The organism is Desulfotignum balticum DSM 7044 (assembly GCF_000421285.1).
Lineage (GTDB): Bacteria > Desulfobacterota > Desulfobacteria > Desulfobacterales > Desulfobacteraceae > Desulfotignum > Desulfotignum balticum.
On sequence record NZ_ATWO01000001.1, the window covers coordinates 1390982 to 1409914 of the forward strand.

Below are 18933 nucleotides of genomic sequence, written 5' to 3' on the forward strand. Positions count from 1 at the left end.
GATTTATAAAATCTCCAGCAATTGTTCGCCTAACGTGTGGATATCGCCTGCGCCCAGGGTGAGCACCAGGTCATCGGGTTTGAGTTTGCGGGTGACCATGGACAATGCCTGGGTGAAATCCGGGGCAAACGACACATCCTTATGACCATGGGTCTGGATGCCCTGGCACAATTGCCGGGAATCCACCTGGGGAATGGGGGGCTCACTGGCCGCATATATGGGAACCAGAATCAATACATCCGACTGATAAAAAGCCCGGGAAAATTCATTGAACAGTGCCTGGGTCCTTGTATAGCGGTGGGGCTGAAAAATGACCACCAGACGCCGACCCGGAAAACTTTCCCGCACCGCATTCAACGTGGCGATAATTTCGGTGGGATGATGCCCGTAATCATCCATGACCAGGATCTGCTTTTTATCTCCTTTGATCTCCAGCCGGCGTTTAACCCCCTTGATCTGCTCCAATGCCTGTTTAATGGTGTCAAAAGGGATCTTCAGCTCCAGTCCGGTGGCAATCCCGGCCAAAGCGTTTGAAATATTGTGCTGTCCGGCCAGATTGAGAACAATAGTACCCAGATTTTGGTTTTGCCGGGTGACCGTGAACCGGCTTTTGCCCTCTTTGAAGCTGATTTCCGTTGCCCGAAGGTCGGCCTGGGCTGCCATGCCGAAGGTGGTGTGACGTACTGTGACCCGGGGCAGAATGTTCTGGACATGTTCATTATCCAGGCACAGAATGGCCACCCCGTAAAACGGCACGGAATTGATGAACTGAACGAATTGGTTTTTAATGTCTTCAATGTCTTTGTAAAAATCCAGATGCTCCAGATCGATGTTGGTCACTGCGGCAATGGCCGGGGCGTATTTGAGAAACGAGCCGTCGCTCTCATCGGCTTCAGCCACGATAAATTCCCCCTGCCCGTGAAGGGAATTGGTGTCCAGGTCCATGAGCAGGCCACCGATGATCACGGTGGGGTCCAGTCCGGCTGTGTTGAGGATCTGGGCAACCATGGCCGTGGTGGAGGTTTTGCCGTGGGCCCCGGACACGGCGATGGCATATTTGATGCGCATCAGTTCCGCCAGCATTTCCGCTCTGGGAATGATGGGAATGCCCAGTTCCTTTGCCCGGACCACTTCCGGATTTTCCAAAGATATGGCGGAAGAAGTGACAATGACATTTGCATTGCCCACCTGTTCTTTGCTGTGTCCCTTGAATATGGTCGCACCTTTGTTTGTCAACCGCCGGGTGATGGCAGACAGTTTCAAATCGGATCCGGATACGGTATATCCCAGGTTGATGAGCAGTTCGGCAATACCGCTCATGCCGATGCCGCCGATGCCCACAAAATGGATATGATAATCAGTCTGATACACGGGGTGAGACTCCTTTGTTTTGTAAAATATGGGCTGCAATCTGATCCGCTGCATCCGGTTTTGCCAGCTGTGCCATGGCATTGGCCATCCGGTTCAGTCGGTTTGGATCGGATTTCAGATCCATGACCGCCTGGTAAAGGGTATCTGAAGACAATTCCCTGTCTGCCATGACGATAGCGGCACCGTGGTCGGCCATGGATCTGGCGTTGTGGGTCTGATGATCATCCGCCGCATACGGGTAGGGGATCAGGATGGCGGGAACCCCTTTGACGGCCAGCTCGGACAGGGTGCCGGCCCCGGCCCGGCAGATCGCCAGATCCGCTTGTGCCAGAAGAGACGGCAAGTCGGAAAAAAAGTCCTGGACCCGGGCCCGGATTCCGGCAGACTGCAATTTTTCCAGGACCTCAGCCTCGTGTCCTTTTCCGGTTTGACAGATCATAAAAAAATTTTTGATTCCAGCCATGCGGGGGGCCATGTCCATCACGGCCCGGTTGATGCTGGCCGCTCCCTGACTCCCGCCGGTGACCAGAAGAACAAAGTCTTTTGAATCGATATCAGAAATCCAGGATGCCCGGGTTTGAACAATGGGACCCTGTTCCCGCACCGGATTTCCCGTTACCCGGGTTTTAGGGTTCTGATCAAATCCCCGGGTGTCTTCAAAAGCCGTGAAAATCACAGAACTGAATCGGGCCAGCATACGATTGGTCATGCCGGGAAAGGCATTCTGCTCCTGAATGGCGGTGGGGATTCTTAAAATCCAGGCAGCCAGCACCACGGCAAAAGAGGCATATCCTCCCACGCCCAGAACAAAATCCGGCTTGAAGCGCCGGATAATCCACAGTGACTGGACCAGTGACACCAGGATGGCGGCAAGTCCTTTGAGCTTCTGAAACAGGGACCGGCCTTTGAGGGGCCGGGAAAAGATCGGGGTGTGATCAAACCCATACGCATTCAACGTGGTGGTTTCAAACAGAGCACTGGTGCCCACAAACCGAATCCGAACCCCTGGATGCCGGCGCTGAAGGGCCTGGGCCACGGCAATACCGGGAAACAGGTGTCCGCCTGTTTTTCCGCCGGCAATGATAACATGAAAATGATCCGTCATGGCTGGCCTTCCTTTTCAGGCGATGTGGAACGGGTGGCCCCGATGTTCATTAAAATGCCCATTACCGCCATGTTGATGATCAGTGAGGTGCCGCCATAACTGATAAAAGGCAGGGTCAGCCCTTTGGTGGGGAACACGCTCAATGACACGCCGATGTTGATAATGATTTGTATGGCCAGATACAGGGTGAGCCCGGTGGCGGTAATGGCGCCGAACACCGTGTCGGCATTTCTGGCAATGGAACAGCCCCGGACCAGGATGATGGCATACAGGGTCAAGATGGCCAACACCCCGATCAGGCCCAGTTCCTCGCCGATAATGGAAAAAATAAAATCCGTATGGGGTTCGGGCAGATAATGCATTTTCTGCATGCCCATGCCGATGCCCTGACCGAAAAGTCCGCCGGATCCAAAGGCTTTCAATGAATGGGTGATCTGGTATCCGGCATTATAGGGATCTTCCCAGGGGTCCAGAAAAGTCAGAATCCGGGTGAGCCGGTATTCCACCTTGAAAACCAGAAAATACACCACTGGAATGATAAAAGGCAGCGGGCATAACAGATGCCATATTTTGACCCCGGCCACAAACATCATCCCCCAGCAGATCAGACCCAAAACCACGATGGTACCGAAATCCGGCTGAAAAATGATCAATGTGGCAAACACGGCAAAGACCATGATATGAGGCATGAATCCAACGGAAAAATCCGTGATCATGGGCTGTTTTTTAGCCAGGCTGTATCCCAGAAACAAAATCAGGGCCAGCTTGGCAAATTCCGCAGGCTGGAATCGGAACATGCCCAGATCCAGCCACCGGTGGGCCCCATTGGCTTCAACCCCCAGCCCCGGGATGAGAACCGCGGTCAGGCAGATCAGGGCCGTGATCAAAATCACATAAGCCAGATGATTGTAGAACCGGTGGGGAAACGAGGCGGCCACAAACAACACGCCCAGGCTGATGCCGAAAAATATGATCTGGCGCTGGAGATAATAAAAAAGTGTGAAATGGTGCTGCATGGAAATGGCCGAGGATGCGGAATAGACCATGACAATGCCGATACCGCACAACATCAATGCCGGAAAAAGCAACAGTCTTTCCTTGAAAATCGGATGCACGGACCGGACGTTATCCATGGTTTTTTCCCTCCAGATCCTGAACATGACGGGTGAAGGCATCTCCCCTTGCCGCATAATTTTCAAACAGATCAAAACTGGCGCAGGCCGGAGACAGCAGTACGACGTCACCGGGCCGGGCAGCCCTGTGGGCTTCAATTACCGCTGCTTTCATATTCGATACGACGTTCACCTGCCGAATGGGAGAGAACACGTCATGAATACGATGGGCAGCTTCACCCATGGCAATGATCTGCCGAACATGGGAGAGGGCCGGTTCCAGCAGGGTGAAATCCGTGTCCTTTTCCCGGCCCCCCAGAATCAGAACCACCGGTTTTGTAAAGCAGGCCAGGGCACGGATTACCGCATCCGTGTTGGTGGCTTTGGAATCGTTGTAAAATTCAATACCTTCTATTTCAGTGACGAATGTCAAGCGGTGGGGCAGTCCATTAAAGGCATTGACCGCCTGTTGGATCCCCGAAAGAGTGCCTCCGGCACACAGGGTTGCCAGAGCAGCGGCTGCAATGTTCTCCAGGTTGTGAATGCCGGGAATCCGGACCCGGTTTTCACATTTAATCTGCCTGGGATGATCAGATGCTGTTTCCGGCAGAACCAAATGAATGGTCTGATTTTCCACTTTGGCCCCCCGGTGAATCCGGGTGCCCGGGGTGGATGAAAATTCATATAACCGGGCGGATATGTTTGGACGGACATGACAGGTGTCATCCATGTCTGCATTGATTATGGCGGCATGATCCGGTGCCTGATTTTTGAAAATCGACCATTTGGACCGGCCGTAATCCGCCATGCCCTGATATCGATCCAGATGGTCCGGAGAGATATTGAGCAGCACGGCGGTTTCCGGTGCAAAGCGGCGGGCCAGATCCAGCTGAAAACTGGAAATTTCCGCCACCACCATCCGGGCCGGTGTGTCAGACATGAGATATTCCACCAGTGGGGTGCCGATGTTGCCGCCTGTGAACGTGGATATGCCCGAAGCTTCCAGCATGTCCCGCACCAGGGTGGTGACCGTGGTTTTGCCGTTGGTGCCGGTAACGGCCACCACCGGGGTGGTATTGTACTGTGAAAAGATGTCCAGATCCCCGAACAGCGGCACACCGGCGGCTTTTGCCTGGACCAGATGCGGGATGTTCACAGGAATACCCGGGCTTACCACAATGGCTCCGGCCCGGTTAAAGGTGTCTGAATCATGAGATCCGATCCGGGTGTCAATGCCCAGCTCGTGTAGTTCGGATGCATGGACATTTTTGGCGGCATCTGAGTCCGTGGCCTTGACCGTATATCCTCTGGCAGCCAGAAACTTTGCCATGGCCATGCCGGATCGGCCCAAACCGCAGATCAGTATGTAGGATGTCCGGGGCAAATGCATGATTTTGTTCACCTTATTTTCAACGTGCCTAAAGATAAAATAGCCAGGGTGATGGCAATGATCCAGAACCGGACGATCACTTTGGATTCATGCCAGCCTTTGAGTTCAAAATGGTGGTGCAAAGGGGCCATTCTGAAGATCCGTTTTCCTTTGGTCAGTTTAAAATATCCCACTTGAATAATCACGGACAGGGCTTCCATGACAAACAGCCCGCCCACAATGAGCAGCAGTATTTCCTGTTTCACCACCACGGCAATGGCGCCCAGAATCGCGCCCAAAGGCAGAGAACCGGAATCCCCCATAAAAATCTGGGCCGGGTGGGCGTTGAACCATAAAAACCCCATGCCGGCACCGGCCAGAATGGCGCAGATCACGGAAATTTCTCCGGCCGAGGTGATATGGCGCACATGCAGGTATTCGGCAATCTGAATGTGACCGGCCACATAGGCAAAAAACATATATGTGACTGAGGCCACGATCACCGGCCCGATGGCCAGTCCATCCAGCCCGTCTGTCAGGTTCACGGCGTTGGACGCACCGACAATGACCAGACAGGCGAATGGAATATACCAGAGGCCCAAGTCCGGTGAAAAATCCTTGAAAAACGGCACGGTCAAGGTGGTGGTAAAGTCCGGGCTCAGAAAAATGAGCAGACTGATCACCAGTCCGCAGGCGATCTGAATGATGAATTTGCCTTTGGCCGTGAATCCCATGTTCCGTTTTTTAACCTGCATGAGAAAATCATCCACAAATCCGATACCCCCGAACAGCAACAGCGTGAGCAGTAAAATAAAGATGTAGTGGTTGGTCAGATTTCCCCAGAAAATAGTGGCCGTGAACACGGAAAACAGAATCAGAATGCCCCCCATGGTGGGAGTACCCTGCTTGCCCAGATGGGTTTGGGGACCGTCCGTCTGGATTACCTGGCCGATTTGCATGGCCGCCAGCTTCCGGATCACCCAGGGACCCAGAAAAAAACAGATCAAAAAGGCACTCAATCCCCCGTAAATCGTTCGGAACGTGATATACCGGAAAATGTTGAGAAAGGATAACTGGTCATGAAGGGGGTATAAAAATTCGTAAAACATGAATCAATCCTTTCCCTGTTTTGAAACCGTGTCATGCAGAAGTGTCTGCATCCGGGCAATGAAGGTTTCCATGGCCATGCCCCGAGAGCCCTTGACCAGGATCCAGTCACCTGAACGCACAAATGCCTGAACCCGGTCTTCGATTTCCTGTTTGCTGCCGTGAAACACGGCATCTTTGGCCATCCCTTCGGCCAGCGCCCCTGCCAGCATATGGCTGCTTAACGGGCCGTACAGATATAACCGGGTAATTCCCAGTTTTGCAGCGGTTTGCCCCACTGACCGATGGAGGTGTTCGCTGTCAGGGCCCAGCTCCCGCATATCTCCTAAAATCGCCACTGTCCGGCCGGTTCCATAAGTTGCCGGATCTTTTGCCATTTCAGCCAGGGTCACCAATGCCTGGGTCATCGAAGCGGGATTGGCATTATATGTATCATCGATGAGATGAATACCGCCGGGAAGTGTCTGGATGCTGAGCCGTCCTGAGACCGGGGCGAATGCGGCCAGACCGGCCTGCATGTCCGGTATGCGGATGCCGGCTGCGGCCGCTGCCGCCAGGGCGGCCAGGGCGTTGAAGACCATGAACCGGGCCGGAGACTGCAGATGGAAGCGGGCGGTTTCTCCATGAATATGACCCAGAAAACGGGTCATTCCGCCGGAGGAACGGATATCGGTGGCATACACATCTGCCGTGTCATCACTGCCAAATGTCAGGATTTTTTCAATGGCCGGGGTGTTGCGGGCATGATCTTTTAAAATCCGGACTCTGGGGTCGTCGTTGAAAAGAACGGCCACACTGCCGGAAACGGCCTGATCAAAAATCCGGGCTTTTTCCCGGGCCACATTGTCAGCGGTTTTCAACCCTTCCAGATGGGCCTCGGTGGTGTTGGTGACAACACAGATATCCGGTCCGGCAATGCGGGATAAACGGCTCATCTCTCCGGGCTGGTTCATGCCCATTTCCACCACCGCCCATTGGTGGGCACAAGACAATGACAGCAGTGTTTGGGGAACCCCGATTTCGTTGTTAAAGTTTTTCTGGGTGGCCAGCGTGTCAAATGTGGTTTGAAAAATGGCCCGGGCCATGCGGCAAGTGGAGGTTTTTCCGTTGGAACCGGTTATGGCCAGCACATTTGCCCCGGATCGGATTCGCTGGAAATGACCCAGCCGGCCTAAAGCGTCAAGGGTATCCGGCACTTCATACACCACCGGTCCTGAACCCGGGGCGGTGTTTTTTTCTTTTGAATTGATCCGGGTGCCGGTTTTCACCACAAATCCCCGGATGCCGCGTGTGACCAGATCCGGAATAAAGCCGTGGCCGTCAAACGTATCCCCGGTCAGAGCCAGAAATATTTCATGGGAGAGAATGGTTCTGGAGTCAGTACTGATACCTGTGAACACAAATCCGTCATTGTGGGTGTCGGTTGCCGGGGAGGTTTCCAGGGCAGCGGCGATATCATTCCGGGTCCAGGTGATGGGAACAAACTGTTCTGCCATGGCTGCACAGGCAGCGGCCAGCTGTTCTCTGTCATCGAAATGGATGGTGCCGGTATTGGTGACCTGGTAGGTTTCATGGCCTTTTCCTGCTGCCAGAATGATGTCTCCGGGCCGGGAAATGCGGACGGCGGCATCCAGGGCATGGGTTCGATCGGCGTGACAGATCACACCGGAGAAATCTGCATATGTCAGGCGTTTGTCTTTGTTGGACAGGTCAGGCCATGACGTCACCGACGTACCGGTTTCCCGGATACCAGCCAGGATCTCTTCAATGATCTGGTCCGGATTTTCAGTCCTGGGATTATCGGATGTGACAATGGTCACGTCACTGTAGCGGCAGGCAATTTTTCCCATCAACGGCCGTTTGGTGCGGTCCCGGTCCCCGCCGCAGCCGAAAACAGTGATCAGACGGCGGGTGGCCCGCTGTTTCAGGGTTTTGAGAACCGATTCCAGAGCGCCCGGCGTGTGGGCGTAATCCACAAACAGATACCGGTTCAACGGATTGGCAACCTTTTCCAGCCGGCCCGGAACGCCGTTGCAGGCCGCCAGTCCCTGTTGGATCTGTATGGGTTTAACCCCTGCGCCATAGGCGGCCCCGGCCGCACATAAGATATTTTCCAGATTGAACCGGCCGGTGAGAAAAGAGGAAAACCCCATGGTGTCGCTGCCCAGATGCATACGCCCGAAGATACCCTGGATCGAGTCCATGATATCCTGGACCCGAACTTCCATCGACCTGCTGTTTTCAGCAGTTTCAGCACTGACACGCATGACCGGAAAATCCAGTTCACCGGCCAGCCGGGCACCCCAGGGGTCATCCATGTTGACGACGGCTGACAACCGGGGTGAGTTGACACCCGGCCTGAGAAAATCAGTGAAAAACCGTTTTTTGCAGTGGTAATACGCGGTCATGTCCGGGTGATAATCCAAATGATCCTGGGTCAGGTTGGTGAAAATTCCCATATCAAAATGACACCCGTCCACCCGGAACTGATCCAGGCCGTGGGAAGACACTTCCATGATGACATGGGTGATGCCGGCCTGTTTCATTTGAGCCAGGGTTTTCTGGATTGTCAACGCGTCCGGGGTGGTGGTGGGGGCATCCACATGTTTGCCGTTGTAACGGATATTGATGGTGCCCATGACCCCGCAGCGGAAACCGGCCGCCAGAAACATCTGTTCCAGCAGATAGGTGATCGTGGTTTTTCCGTTGGTGCCGGTCACACCCACCAGGAACAGGTCCCGGGACGGGTTTCCAAAGAATCTGGCGGCAATGATTCCGGCGGCCCGGCGGGAATTTTCCACTTGAATGACCCGGTTCAGGCGATCGGGATTGTTTTGGGCCACCACGGCGGCAGCTCCTTTGTCCAGGGCGGTTTTGATGTAATCATGACCGTTGGCGGCATATCCTTTGATGGCCAGAAACAACTGGCCGGGCTGGATGTCCTGGGCCCGGGTCTGGATGCCGGTGATCTCCATGTCTGTTTGCAGCAATGAAGGAACGATGTCTTGCAGCAATACGGATAATTTCATAATGACTCTCCTTGATCTGTCACTGCAGCCACCATGCTCCCGGCAGCCGGGGGAATACTCAGGTAATTAAAAGACTGGGCCAGAATATTTTTAAAAGCCGGTGCTGCCACATCCCCGCCGTAATATTTGTTCCGGGGTTCATCCACCACCACCAGTACCGCCAGCTGGGGATTCTGGAGCGGAGCAAATCCGGCAAAAACCGATGTGTATGTGTTTTTGGCATACCCTTTCTGGCCCTGGACCACTTTCTGGGCCGTGCCGGTTTTCCCGCACACATTGTATCCTGCCAGCGCCGCCTTGGTGCCGGTTCCGTTTTCCTGGACAGCCAGAGCCATCATGTGTTTGACCCGGGCCGCCGTCTGGGGGGAGACGGCCTGATGCACCGGGGTGGGATGAAACACTTTGAGATCCTCACCGGTGTTGGAAACAATTTTTTTCACCAGCATGGGTTTCATGACCTGGCCGTTGTTGGCAATGGTGCTGATGCCTGAAACCAGCTGGATGGCTGACACGGAAATGCCCTGACCAAAGGAAATGGCACCCGTGTCGATCTTTGTCCATCGTTCGGGCGGCATCAAGGTTCCCGTGGTTTCTCCCGGGCTGTCTATCTGTGTTGTATTGCCGAAGCCAAATCGGCTTAAATAGTCGTGCAGGGTCTGTCTGCCGATTTTTTCCGCAATCTTGACCGCGCCGATATTGCTGGAATAAGCAATGATATGATTGATGGTCAGCCAGTCATGGGGGTGGGTATCTTTGACCGTGTATTTTCCGATGCGGTACCGGCCGTTTTCACAAAAAAAGATGGTGCTCGGAGCCATACCGGTTTCCAGGGCTGCCGCAGCTGTAAAAACTTTCAGGGTGGAGCCGGGTTCAAATGAGTCCGTGACGATGCGGTTTCGGAACAGGGCCGGATCAAACTCCTGATAATTGTTGGGGTTGAACCGGGGATAATGGGCCATGGCCAGCAGTTCACCGGTGGCCGGGCGCATGACCAGAGCCATGCCGGATTTGGCCTGATGTTTCAGGACCGTTTCTTCCAGGGCTGTTTCCGTGAACAACTGAATTTTTTTGTCCAGGGTCAGCACGATATCGTTTCCCCGCAGTTCCGCCTGTTTTTGTCTGTCAATATCCAGGATTCGACCGGTGCCGTCCCGCCGGACCCGGATGGTGACAGCGTGGCCTTCTAAAACGTCATTGTATTTGAACTCCAGGCCTTCCAGTCCCACGTCCTCTTTTCCGGTAAACCCCAGGACCTGAGCTGCCAGCTCCCGGTTGGGATAAAACCGCTTAAAGCTTTTCTGGAAATAGATGCCCGGCAGATTCAGGGCTCTCACCTTCAATGCCAGGTCCGGAGAGATGTTTTCCGCGATCAGGGCGTATCGGCTGTTTCTGGAAAATTTCTGCACCAGGTCTTCGACGTCCATCTCCAGCAAAGGGACCAGTGCCCGGGCGGTTTTCACTGGGGCTTCGATGCGTAACGGGTCTGCGATGACGGTCAACGCATCCAGGGTGGCACCCAGCTTGTTCCAGTGCCGGTCCAGAATCCGGCCCCGCTCCCCTTTGATGGTCAGATGCCGGGAATACCCGTTTTCCGCCCGTCTGGCATATTCGTCGGCTTTAAGGATCTGAATGTCAAAGGACTTGATACCCAGTCCTGTTAAAATGAGTATCAGAACCCCCTGGATGAACCGGATCCGATTGACAATTTTTTTTTGACCCGGGTCCGGCATCAGTCCTCCTCCTGTTCAAGAAAAAGGGTCTGATTGAACACATCTTCGGTCAGGCCCAGCTGGGAGCGGGCAATGCCGATGATGCGGGTGTCGGATTTGAGCCGGTCTCTCTCCAGGGTGAGTTCCCTTTGATAGGATAGCAGGTCGGACAACCGGGACTGGGCCAAAGATATTTCAAGGGTCACCTGGGTGGCGCCGGTTCTCACCCAGGCATGAAGCAGCAGTTCGCCAAACAGAACAGAGAGAATCACCACCCATTTCAAAGCGGAATCATTCATTTCATAGCCTTTCCGCCACTCTGAGCCGGGCGCTTCGGGCCATGGGATTTGCAGCAATTTCCTCGGGTGTGGGGGTGATTATTTTTTTTACAATCGATTTTATGACCGGTTGTTTGTGGCATACGCACCGGGGCAGGGTTTTGGGGCAGGTACACCCGGTTTCATAGGTTTTTAAATGCTGTTTGACAATGCGGTCTTCCAGAGAATGAAAACTGATAATACAGATTCGGCCGCCTTGGGTCAGCAGGTCCGGGACCTGTTCCATGAACCGGGTCAGATGATCCAGTTCCCGGTTCACGGCAATGCGCAATGCCTGAAATACGCGGGTGGCCGGATGTATTTTCGATGCGGCGGCCTGTGCTTTAGGGACGGTGTCCACAATGATCTGGCTCAATTGCCGGGTGGTTTTCAAAGGATGATCGGCCCGTTCCCGGACAATGGCCCCGGCAATGCGGCGGGAAAATTTTTCTTCCCCAAAGGAAAAAAACAGGTCCACCAGGGCTTGCTGAGAAAACGTATTTACAATGATTTCAGCCGTCATGTTCTGTCGGGTATCCATCCGCATGTCTAAAGGTTCATCCCGGTTGAAACTGAATCCCCGGTGTGCCTGGGTGATCTGGTTGAATGAAAAGCCTAAGTCCAGCACAATGGCGTTGACCCGGGGGATATCATGCTGATCCAGGATCGCTGAAAGGTGCGAGAAATTGTCATGAACCAGAATGATGTTCTGTTTGAACGGGTGCAGCACATTTCGGGCGTGGGCGATGGCATCCAGATCCTGATCGATTCCGATGAACAGGCCGTCCGGGAGAATGGCCTGTATGGTCGCACGGGCGTGTCCAGCCCCTCCCAGGGTCCCGTCCACACAGATATCTCCGGGTTTCAGGTTCTGGTACGCAAAGACTTCCGCCGGCATCACGGTCGTGTGATCAAACCCCATGGCTACAGCCCCAGGGAAGCAATTTCCTCCCTTACTTCCTCTTTTTCAAGTTCCTGCTCCATTTTCATATTTTCCTGGTCCCATCTTTCCCGGGCCCATATTTCAAACCGGTCCAAAACCCCCACTAAGACAATGTCCTTTTCAATGCCTGCATAAGTGCGCAGGCTGGGGGGAATTAAAATCCGGTCCTGTTTGTCACATTTCAACGGGCAGGCATTGCCCAGAAAAAACCGTTTGAATTTTTCCATGGCCGCGCTTTTGGCGGCCAGAATTTTTTTCTCCAGCTGCTTCCATTCATTGAAAGTGTAGGCATACAGGCATCCATCCTTGATGGAAACCACCACCCCGTATTCATCATCAGCCTTGAGCACGTCCCGGAACCTTGCCGGAATGATAATCCTGCCCTTTGGGTCGATGGTATGAAAGGAGCTTGATCGAAACATGTCTGTCGCCTGCCTTCCTGGTTTTGGGTAAAAGATCCACTTTCCTCCACCATTTAACACACTTTTGCTAAAATTCAGGCATAAGTCAAGAAAAAAAATCAGATCTATATAAAAAATACAGGATATGGGTCAGAAAATAATTAAAATTTTTGATGGAATACAGGCAGGCAGGTAGCGGGGAGTAAAGTGGATTAAAGAGTGGAGCAAAAGGGGACAGGTGGAACGGGCCGGGAATCAGCCGGTCAAAGATCCGGCAATCAGCCGTTCAGAGGCCCGGCAATGGTGGTTCGGACGGCTTCGATGGTGGCTGCCAGCCGCCCGGCATCTCCGGGCAGCACATACACGGGCCGGTGCACGATAATTTCCACCGGCCCGGGGATCAGGTTCAGGGAATCCGGGGGCAGCACCTCACGGGAGTGTTTGATGGTGACCGGCAGAACCGGCAGCCCGGTTTCTCTGGCAAATACAAACGCGCCTTTTTTAAAAGGCTGCACCTGTCCGTCCCGGCTCCGGGTACCTTCGGCGAAAAACAGAACCGATGCTTTGACAGACATGCGTTTTTTGGCCTGACGAATGGATTGGATCGCTGCATCGTGACGGGACCGGTCGATGAAGATACACCCTAAGTAATGGCAGGCCGTGCCGAAAACGGGAATTTTTCTCAGCTCCTGTTTCATCACCCATTTGATATGCAGTCCCATAAACCCGTGGATCACCGGGATATCCACCATGGACTGGTGGTTGGCCACCACCACATAAGCATGCTGTTGTTGACAGTTTTTTTTGCCGGACAGTTTCACCTTGACGGGCACGATGCCGCAGGCCAGGCGGGACCATATCACGGCCAGTGCATTGGTGGCGTCCCGGGAAAAAAAAGCGCCCACAACAATACAGATCATTCCTAAAACAAGGGTGATGATCACCATGAAAGGCATGACAATCACCCATTTATACGGCTGATACATCCATTTTAAAATTCGGTTCACAGGCTGATTTATTCCTTGGTTTCCTCTTCTTCCGGCGGGGTAAGCCCGGCCAAATCAAGGGCATAGGATGTGATATCTTCAGCAACCTGGGGTTTTAAAAAAAATACATAGTCGTTCATGGATGAGGTGGCAGGCACGGATTCATCCCCGTCTGGCTCAAACAGTGTCAGCACCCGGGAAGTACCATTGTCCAGAATCACTGCCAGACGCGGGGATAAAGCTTTCAAATCGGCTTTGTTTGTGTCCGTTGCAAACCGGTCACAGGTCAGAGCGGATAAGGAATACAGCAGGTTGGACACGGTTTTCGGATCCGGTGAGGCGCCGTCCGGATAATCAAACACCGGTGTTGAGTCCTGCGCTTCTTTATCCTCCGCCGGTTTTCGGGCGGTCAACACCACCTGTTTTTCAGGGGTTTGGAGGGTGATTTTTTCAATGTCTTTTTCCTGAAATGCCAGAACCTGCCGGTCTCTGAATTCATCCACGGATTTGTTGAAATGGGATCGAAAACTGTCATTGGCATGATAGATGTTGGGATCGTTTTCCAGCATCACAAACGTGTGGTTGAAAGTGGGGGCCGTTTTGCCGATTTTAAAAGACATGACCGGGGTATCCTTCTGAAAAGCGGTGACGGTCAATACCCGGGACGGGTCCAGTTCATACCGGGCCACATCCTGTTTTTCGGAAACCAGGGCGGACAGGGTCAGCCCGGACATGACATCCAGCATTTTTTTAACAGCGCCGTCATCTGCCGGATAGGCGTGCTTTGTCACCGCCCATCCCGATTCCGTCCGGACAAAATCAAGGGTTTGATCGGTCTGCACCACAGTCAGGCGGTCGATTTTTTCTGTATCCACGGATGGGGGTTCCGGCAGGGTATAATGACGGCCGTCTTCTTTTTTCAGGACAAGATAGCCGGCCAGAATCACAATGATCAATATCAGAATCAGATATTCTTTTTTCATGGCAACATATCCTTTATGCGTTGAACTGTTTGGCAATTTTTTTCCGGCGGATTTTTCCGGTTCCCCAGACACCGATTCCGAAAACAAACACCAGCACGGGCAGTCCGGCAATGTTCAAGGCCTTGATCATTGTCCGGACAAAAGCAGTGGTGTCGGCCAAAGGATTGAGCATCTGCTGCTTGCTTCGCATGGCCGCAATCTCATCCTTGCCGTTCAAATGGTCGATGGTGTTCAAAATGAATGTGGCATTGGTGGTGCGGCCTTCCGGGTCCAGCATGTTGTCCATCAGCATCTGGGAACACCCGAGCACAAAGATTTTGGCCGGCCGGGAGGTTTCCAGAATCCGGTTTTGTGCCACCACTTCCGGGGTATCGCCCTCTGGTGCCGCTGTGTCGGATTCAACCGCATCCGTGGCTGCCGGATCTGTTGTTTCACCTGCGTCTGCCGGGGTGTCGGATTCAGATATGTCCTCTTCTCCCATGGGTTTTTCAGGAACAGGCTTGTCTTTGAAATAGCTGGTGAAAGTGCCTTCCAGCAGATAGGCCAGATCATAACTGTCCATCTCTTCAGAAGATTCCGGCGGAGAGATGAACATGGGATTCAGGTTGATCTCATCTTTCATGAGCCAGGATTCTTTTGAGGTGCTCAGCAGCCGGGTGGCTGTCACACCGGCGGATGTCAGATTGTCTGATACAAGAGACAACGGAGAGGCCTGCATGGCAATGATGCCTTTGATATTGCGCATGAACGCCGGCGTATTGTTGATGGTATCTTCCTTGAGCATGGGCGCAAAATAGATGATCTGTTCCCCACCCTCTCTGGGCTGATGTTTATACGCGGTTTTGTCCATCACAAATGCGGGTGTCATGGCGATGCCGTAGTGGGCCAGCAGCTTTTCAAGTCCCGTGTCGATGGGAAAGTACTGGGGCATGCCCATGCCGCCCCGGGGAGCGATTTCATTGAATGCGTCTCCGAAAAAAGCGATGTTGGTGCCTTTCATCAGGGCCTGGTCGATCTGGAACAGCTCGTAATCGGAAAACGGTTCCGTGGGTTTGGTAATGATCAGGCAGTTGAGACCGTCGGGTATGGTCTGATCTTTGAGCGCGATCTGTCTGATATTGTACCGGTGGGACAACAGATCGTTGAACACCTGCATGTCGCCCCCTGATCCCCCCTGCATCATGGTCCTGCGGTCCGGAACCAAAGCCGGTGTGCCGTGATCCGCCAGAAATCCGATATCCTGGTTGATACCGATCATTTTTTCGATAATGCCCATGATATCCTGTTCCAGTGTGTCCGGGTCCGCCATCTGATAGGTGGTGCCGATAATGGGCAGATCCACGGCTGTGATGAGCGGCAGGCTGGCAGCCTGGTCCTGATATGTCAGCACCAGACCGGCAGCTCCCTGGCCGGCCGGAATATTCTGGTCCTGAATGTCGGGCCAGGACAACGCCAGAAGATCATATTTTTTGCCGATATCGTTCAGGGCTTGTTTGTCGGTGATGTCCTGACGATCAAATGACAGGAGATCCAGACTCTTGGCATTGATGCCGTCAATGGTTTTTTTCACGGTCTCTTCCAGGCCGGGCAGGTTGTCCAGTCCGATCAGCGGGGCAATATCATTCAATGAAGAGGATAAGTACAGGGTGGCCTGGATCTTGTCGTTTAAGCGCAGCAGGGCAGAGACTTTGTTGTTGAGTTTCTGGATGGCAGTGGTCAGCTGGTATTCCAGACCGTCCGCGGAAGTCACTGCATTGATTTTTTCAATGAGATCCCCATGGATGAGCACCAGACCCATGTAAGCGTTTGTGAATTTGAGTTCATCGTTTTCCATCATCCGGATCTGGATGGGGGAAATGCCGTAGCTTTGGGCCAGTTCCCGGTTTTCCACAGCGTTTGCGCTCAAATCCCCTTCTGCGGAAGAGACATTGTAGAACTGATAGTTGAACAGACGGCCGGCCCGGGCTGCGTATTCATCCAGCAGGTCTTTGAGATACCTTTGGGTGTTGTTATGGGGTGCCGGCAGGTTGTTGGAGAAAAACACCTTGATGCTCAACGGTTCAGACAAGGTGGCCACGGCTTTTTGACTGGCATCGGACAATGAAAAAATTTTGCTGGCCGTCAAATCAGCCCTGAAAAAAAGAGTCAGCCCGACGATGTTCACCAGCACAATCACGGCCATATATAAAACAAACTTAATATAATGTTCTTTGAAAAATCCCATGAAGCCTCCTTAATTTTTTTCCTGCATCACAAGATGGGTGGAAAAGAGAAAAATGGATATCAGGCTGATAAAATACAGAATGTCCCGGGTATCCAGGATACCTTTGGAAAAATTGGCAAAATGGGTGTTGGCCCCGAAATATTCAATCACCGTTACAATTTCCGACGGCATGAAAAACAGCATCCGGTTGATGATGGTCAATGTAAAGCACAGGGCGCATCCGATGATAAACGCGATGATCTGATTGCGGGTCAGAGCGGAAGCAAACAATCCCATGGCACAGTATGCCCCGGCCAGGAAAACGGCCCCGATATATCCGCCGGCCACCGGTCCCCAGTCCAGGTCCCCGATCAAAGAAATGAATATGGGGTAGGACAGGGTGGGCACCAGCATGGCACAGGTAAACAGGGTGGCGGCAAAAAATTTTCCCAAAGCGATGTGGACAAAAGACACCGGCATGGTCAACAGGGTTTCATAGGATCCCACGTTTTTTTCTTCCGCAAACAACCGCATGGTCAGCGCGGGAACAAAAAACGAGAACACCATGGGCAGCAGCGCGAAAAAATCCCGCAGATCAGCCCGGCTGTAGATGAAAAAAGTGGAAAAGAAAAACCAGCCTACCACAATCAGAAACAAAGCGATCACAATATAGGCGATGGGGGATATGAAATAATCTTTAAACTCTTTTAATGCAATGATTTTGATTTGTGACATGATCAGGTATTCTCCCGGGTCAGTTTTTGGAATATATGTTCAAGTGCCTGGGTTTCTTTGGTCAGTTCCATGATGATCCAGTCGGTTTCCTTGATTTTCAGGTAGATGTCGGACCGGACATTCCGGTCCGGCGGCCCCTGGATTTCAACGCGCACCTGGTCATCCATGTCCGGGGTCAGGGCGCTGACAGACAGATTCAAATTCATGTCCGCCAGAAACTGACACGCGGTTTTTAAATCCGGTCCTTTCAGGGCCAGACGGATCAGATTGTTCTGAAGCGCGCCCTGTTTGAGCCGGGTGGTGGTGTCGTCGGCCACGACCTTGCCGTTGTTGATGATCACAATGCGGTCGCAGGTGGCTTCTGCTTCACTGAGGATATGGGTGGAAAAAATAACGGTTTTTTTCTTGCCGATCTGCCGGATGATGCTCCGGATCTCGGCGATCTGATTGGGATCCAGGCCGGAGGTGGGTTCATCCAGTATCAGGATTTCCGGGTCCGTCATCATGGCATGGGCCAGCCCCACCCGTTGTTTAAGCCCTTTGGACAGGGTAACGATGGGTTTGTGCATGATGCCGGACAAGCCGCACAGATCGGCCAGGGTGTGAAGCCGTTCCAGTTGGCGGTCCGGGTCCTTCAACCCTTTGAGCCGGGCCACATAGGTCAGATAATCATACACCAGCATGTTATGGTACAACGGCGCTGATTCCGGCAGATACCCCACCAATGATTTGATTTTCAGGGTATGCTCAGGCATGTGAAGATCCTTGACCGAGATCTGTCCGGATGTGGGTTTGAAATATCCGGTGAGCATTCGCAGCGTGGTGGTCTTTCCTGCGCCGTTGGGCCCGAGCAGGCCCAGAATCTCTCCGGGTCGAACCGACAGGCTGATATGATCCACCGCGCAGAAATCATTATAGTATTTGGTCAGATCTTGAATCTCTATCAATGCAACCTCCTTGGTTAAAAATCTTCCAGTACCCGGCTTTTATTCAGAAATGTCTGAAGTTCTTCCGCTGTTTTTCTGGCCGCCTGAACCGCTTTGCCCAGATGGCGGGAGAACGGATCGTCCTTTCCCAGATTCCGGGTGACCGACCGGTACAGCTGTTCTCCTTTTTCAAAGTGGGCCATCACTTCAACCGCCATTTTTTTGCGTTCTTCATGGCGCAGTTTTTCGCTTTGTATCACAGATTCCAGTTTCTGCACCGCATATTCCACCAGCGCATCCCTTGGCATGTCATGGGCCCTTGACACCGTGCTCAAGGCATCGATGGTCCGGCGGCTCATGACATAGGTTTTCTGCCGCCGGTGGATTTTTTCAAACTGGGGCAAACGGATGGACCGGGCCAGTTTTTCCATGGCATCCATATCTTCAATGATGTGGTCAAACAGGGATTTCTGCTTGATGCCCATGTGAACCGCCACCAGCCCGATGGCATCGATGGCTTTCTGGGACAGTTTAAATGTCGCCCGGACAGACTGCCTTCCCCGCAAATCCAGCACGGAAGGGCCTGAAACAGGGTCCCTGGGGGATGTCATGATGGATACCTCCTTTTACAACGCCT

At 53.0% G+C, this 18933-nt stretch carries 16 protein-coding genes; all 16 read right to left on the reverse strand.

What is annotated here, in order from left to right:
• Nucleotides 1-3 precede the first annotated feature (3 nt).
• A complete protein-coding gene (gene murC / locus K365_RS0107045; protein WP_006965902.1) occupies nucleotides 4-1371 on the reverse strand; it encodes a UDP-N-acetylmuramate--L-alanine ligase in 1368 nt (455 codons plus the stop codon).
• Nucleotides 1358-2476 (reverse strand): undecaprenyldiphospho-muramoylpentapeptide beta-N-acetylglucosaminyltransferase, encoded by a 1119-nt coding sequence (murG, locus tag K365_RS0107050; protein ID WP_024334021.1) that lies wholly within the window; start codon nucleotides 2474-2476, stop codon nucleotides 1358-1360. The genes murC and murG overlap by 14 nt, the downstream gene beginning before the upstream one ends.
• Nucleotides 2473-3609, reverse strand: a complete 1137-nt coding sequence (gene ftsW / locus K365_RS0107055) for a putative lipid II flippase FtsW (RefSeq protein WP_006965899.1) — start codon at nucleotides 3607-3609, stop codon at nucleotides 2473-2475. Before ftsW ends, murG begins: the two co-directional genes overlap by 4 nt.
• Nucleotides 3602-4978 carry a UDP-N-acetylmuramoyl-L-alanine--D-glutamate ligase gene (gene murD, locus K365_RS0107060; protein WP_024334022.1) on the reverse strand — a complete coding sequence of 459 codons (1377 nt, stop codon included), beginning with the start codon at nucleotides 4976-4978 and terminating at the stop codon, nucleotides 3602-3604. The genes ftsW and murD overlap by 8 nt, the downstream gene beginning before the upstream one ends.
• An 8-nt stretch (nucleotides 4979-4986) precedes the next feature.
• Nucleotides 4987-6066 carry a phospho-N-acetylmuramoyl-pentapeptide-transferase gene (gene mraY / locus K365_RS0107065; RefSeq protein ID WP_024334023.1) on the reverse strand — a complete coding sequence of 360 codons (1080 nt, stop codon included), beginning with the start codon at nucleotides 6064-6066 and terminating at the stop codon, nucleotides 4987-4989.
• A gap of 3 nt (nucleotides 6067-6069) precedes the next feature.
• Complete coding sequence (locus tag K365_RS0107070) at nucleotides 6070-9093, reverse strand: UDP-N-acetylmuramoyl-L-alanyl-D-glutamate--2,6-diaminopimelate ligase (protein ID WP_024334024.1); 3024 nt, start codon at nucleotides 9091-9093, stop codon at nucleotides 6070-6072.
• Nucleotides 9090-10823, reverse strand: coding sequence for a peptidoglycan D,D-transpeptidase FtsI family protein (locus tag K365_RS0107075; RefSeq protein WP_024334025.1), 1734 nt, complete (start codon nucleotides 10821-10823; stop codon nucleotides 9090-9092). Before K365_RS0107075 ends, K365_RS0107070 begins: the two co-directional genes overlap by 4 nt.
• Nucleotides 10823-11101: a hypothetical protein gene (locus tag K365_RS0107080; protein ID WP_006965888.1), complete on the reverse strand. Its 279-nt coding sequence runs from the start codon at nucleotides 11099-11101 to the stop codon at nucleotides 10823-10825. Before K365_RS0107080 ends, K365_RS0107075 begins: the two co-directional genes overlap by 1 nt.
• Before the next feature lies 1 nt (nucleotide 11102).
• Complete coding sequence (gene rsmH / locus K365_RS0107085) at nucleotides 11103-12041, reverse strand: 16S rRNA (cytosine(1402)-N(4))-methyltransferase RsmH (RefSeq protein WP_024334026.1); 939 nt, start codon at nucleotides 12039-12041, stop codon at nucleotides 11103-11105.
• Nucleotides 12042-12043: 2 nt separating this feature from the next.
• Nucleotides 12044-12484, reverse strand: coding sequence for a division/cell wall cluster transcriptional repressor MraZ (gene mraZ, locus K365_RS0107090; RefSeq protein ID WP_006965886.1), 441 nt, complete (start codon nucleotides 12482-12484; stop codon nucleotides 12044-12046).
• Between the two features lie 257 nt (nucleotides 12485-12741).
• Entirely contained in the window at nucleotides 12742-13470 is a 729-nt protein-coding gene (locus K365_RS0107095; RefSeq protein WP_024334027.1) for a lysophospholipid acyltransferase family protein, read from the reverse strand.
• An 8-nt stretch (nucleotides 13471-13478) separates the two neighbouring features.
• Nucleotides 13479-14432 (reverse strand): DUF4340 domain-containing protein, encoded by a 954-nt coding sequence (locus K365_RS0107100; RefSeq protein ID WP_024334028.1) that lies wholly within the window; start codon nucleotides 14430-14432, stop codon nucleotides 13479-13481.
• 13 nt (nucleotides 14433-14445) lie between these two features.
• Nucleotides 14446-16656: a Gldg family protein gene (locus K365_RS0107105; protein WP_024334029.1), complete on the reverse strand. Its 2211-nt coding sequence runs from the start codon at nucleotides 16654-16656 to the stop codon at nucleotides 14446-14448.
• 9 nt (nucleotides 16657-16665) lie between these two features.
• Nucleotides 16666-17370, reverse strand: coding sequence for an ABC transporter permease subunit (locus K365_RS0107110; RefSeq protein ID WP_006965882.1), 705 nt, complete (start codon nucleotides 17368-17370; stop codon nucleotides 16666-16668).
• Between the two features lie 2 nt (nucleotides 17371-17372).
• Nucleotides 17373-18317 (reverse strand): ABC transporter ATP-binding protein, encoded by a 945-nt coding sequence (locus tag K365_RS0107115; protein WP_024334030.1) that lies wholly within the window; start codon nucleotides 18315-18317, stop codon nucleotides 17373-17375.
• 14 nt (nucleotides 18318-18331) lie between these two features.
• Nucleotides 18332-18907: a hypothetical protein gene (locus K365_RS0107120; RefSeq protein WP_006965880.1), complete on the reverse strand. Its 576-nt coding sequence runs from the start codon at nucleotides 18905-18907 to the stop codon at nucleotides 18332-18334.
• Nucleotides 18908-18933: the final 26 nt, after the last annotated feature.

Excerpts from the sequence above, each read along its gene's own strand:
- K365_RS0107105 (WP_024334029.1), bottom strand. The coding sequence starts at position 16,656 with ATGGGATTTTTCAAAGAACATTATATTAAGTTTGTTTTATATATGGCC.
- K365_RS0107080 (WP_006965888.1), bottom strand. The coding sequence starts at position 11,101 with ATGAATGATTCCGCTTTGAAATGGGTGGTGATTCTCTCTGTTCTGTTT.
- mraZ (WP_006965886.1), bottom strand. The coding sequence starts at position 12,484 with ATGTTTCGATCAAGCTCCTTTCATACCATCGACCCAAAGGGCAGGATT.
- K365_RS0107110 (WP_006965882.1), bottom strand. The coding sequence starts at position 17,370 with ATGTCACAAATCAAAATCATTGCATTAAAAGAGTTTAAAGATTATTTC.
- ftsW (WP_006965899.1), bottom strand. The coding sequence starts at position 3,609 with ATGGATAACGTCCGGTCCGTGCATCCGATTTTCAAGGAAAGACTGTTG.
- mraY (WP_024334023.1), bottom strand. The coding sequence starts at position 6,066 with ATGTTTTACGAATTTTTATACCCCCTTCATGACCAGTTATCCTTTCTC.
- murG (WP_024334021.1), bottom strand. The coding sequence starts at position 2,476 with ATGACGGATCATTTTCATGTTATCATTGCCGGCGGAAAAACAGGCGGA.
- rsmH (WP_024334026.1), bottom strand. The coding sequence starts at position 12,041 with ATGGGGTTTGATCACACGACCGTGATGCCGGCGGAAGTCTTTGCGTAC.
- K365_RS0107100 (WP_024334028.1), bottom strand. The coding sequence starts at position 14,432 with ATGAAAAAAGAATATCTGATTCTGATATTGATCATTGTGATTCTGGCC.
- K365_RS0107120 (WP_006965880.1), bottom strand. The coding sequence starts at position 18,907 with ATGACATCCCCCAGGGACCCTGTTTCAGGCCCTTCCGTGCTGGATTTG.
- K365_RS0107075 (WP_024334025.1), bottom strand. The coding sequence starts at position 10,823 with ATGCCGGACCCGGGTCAAAAAAAAATTGTCAATCGGATCCGGTTCATC.
- K365_RS0107070 (WP_024334024.1), bottom strand. The coding sequence starts at position 9,093 with ATGAAATTATCCGTATTGCTGCAAGACATCGTTCCTTCATTGCTGCAA.
- murD (WP_024334022.1), bottom strand. The coding sequence starts at position 4,978 with ATGCATTTGCCCCGGACATCCTACATACTGATCTGCGGTTTGGGCCGA.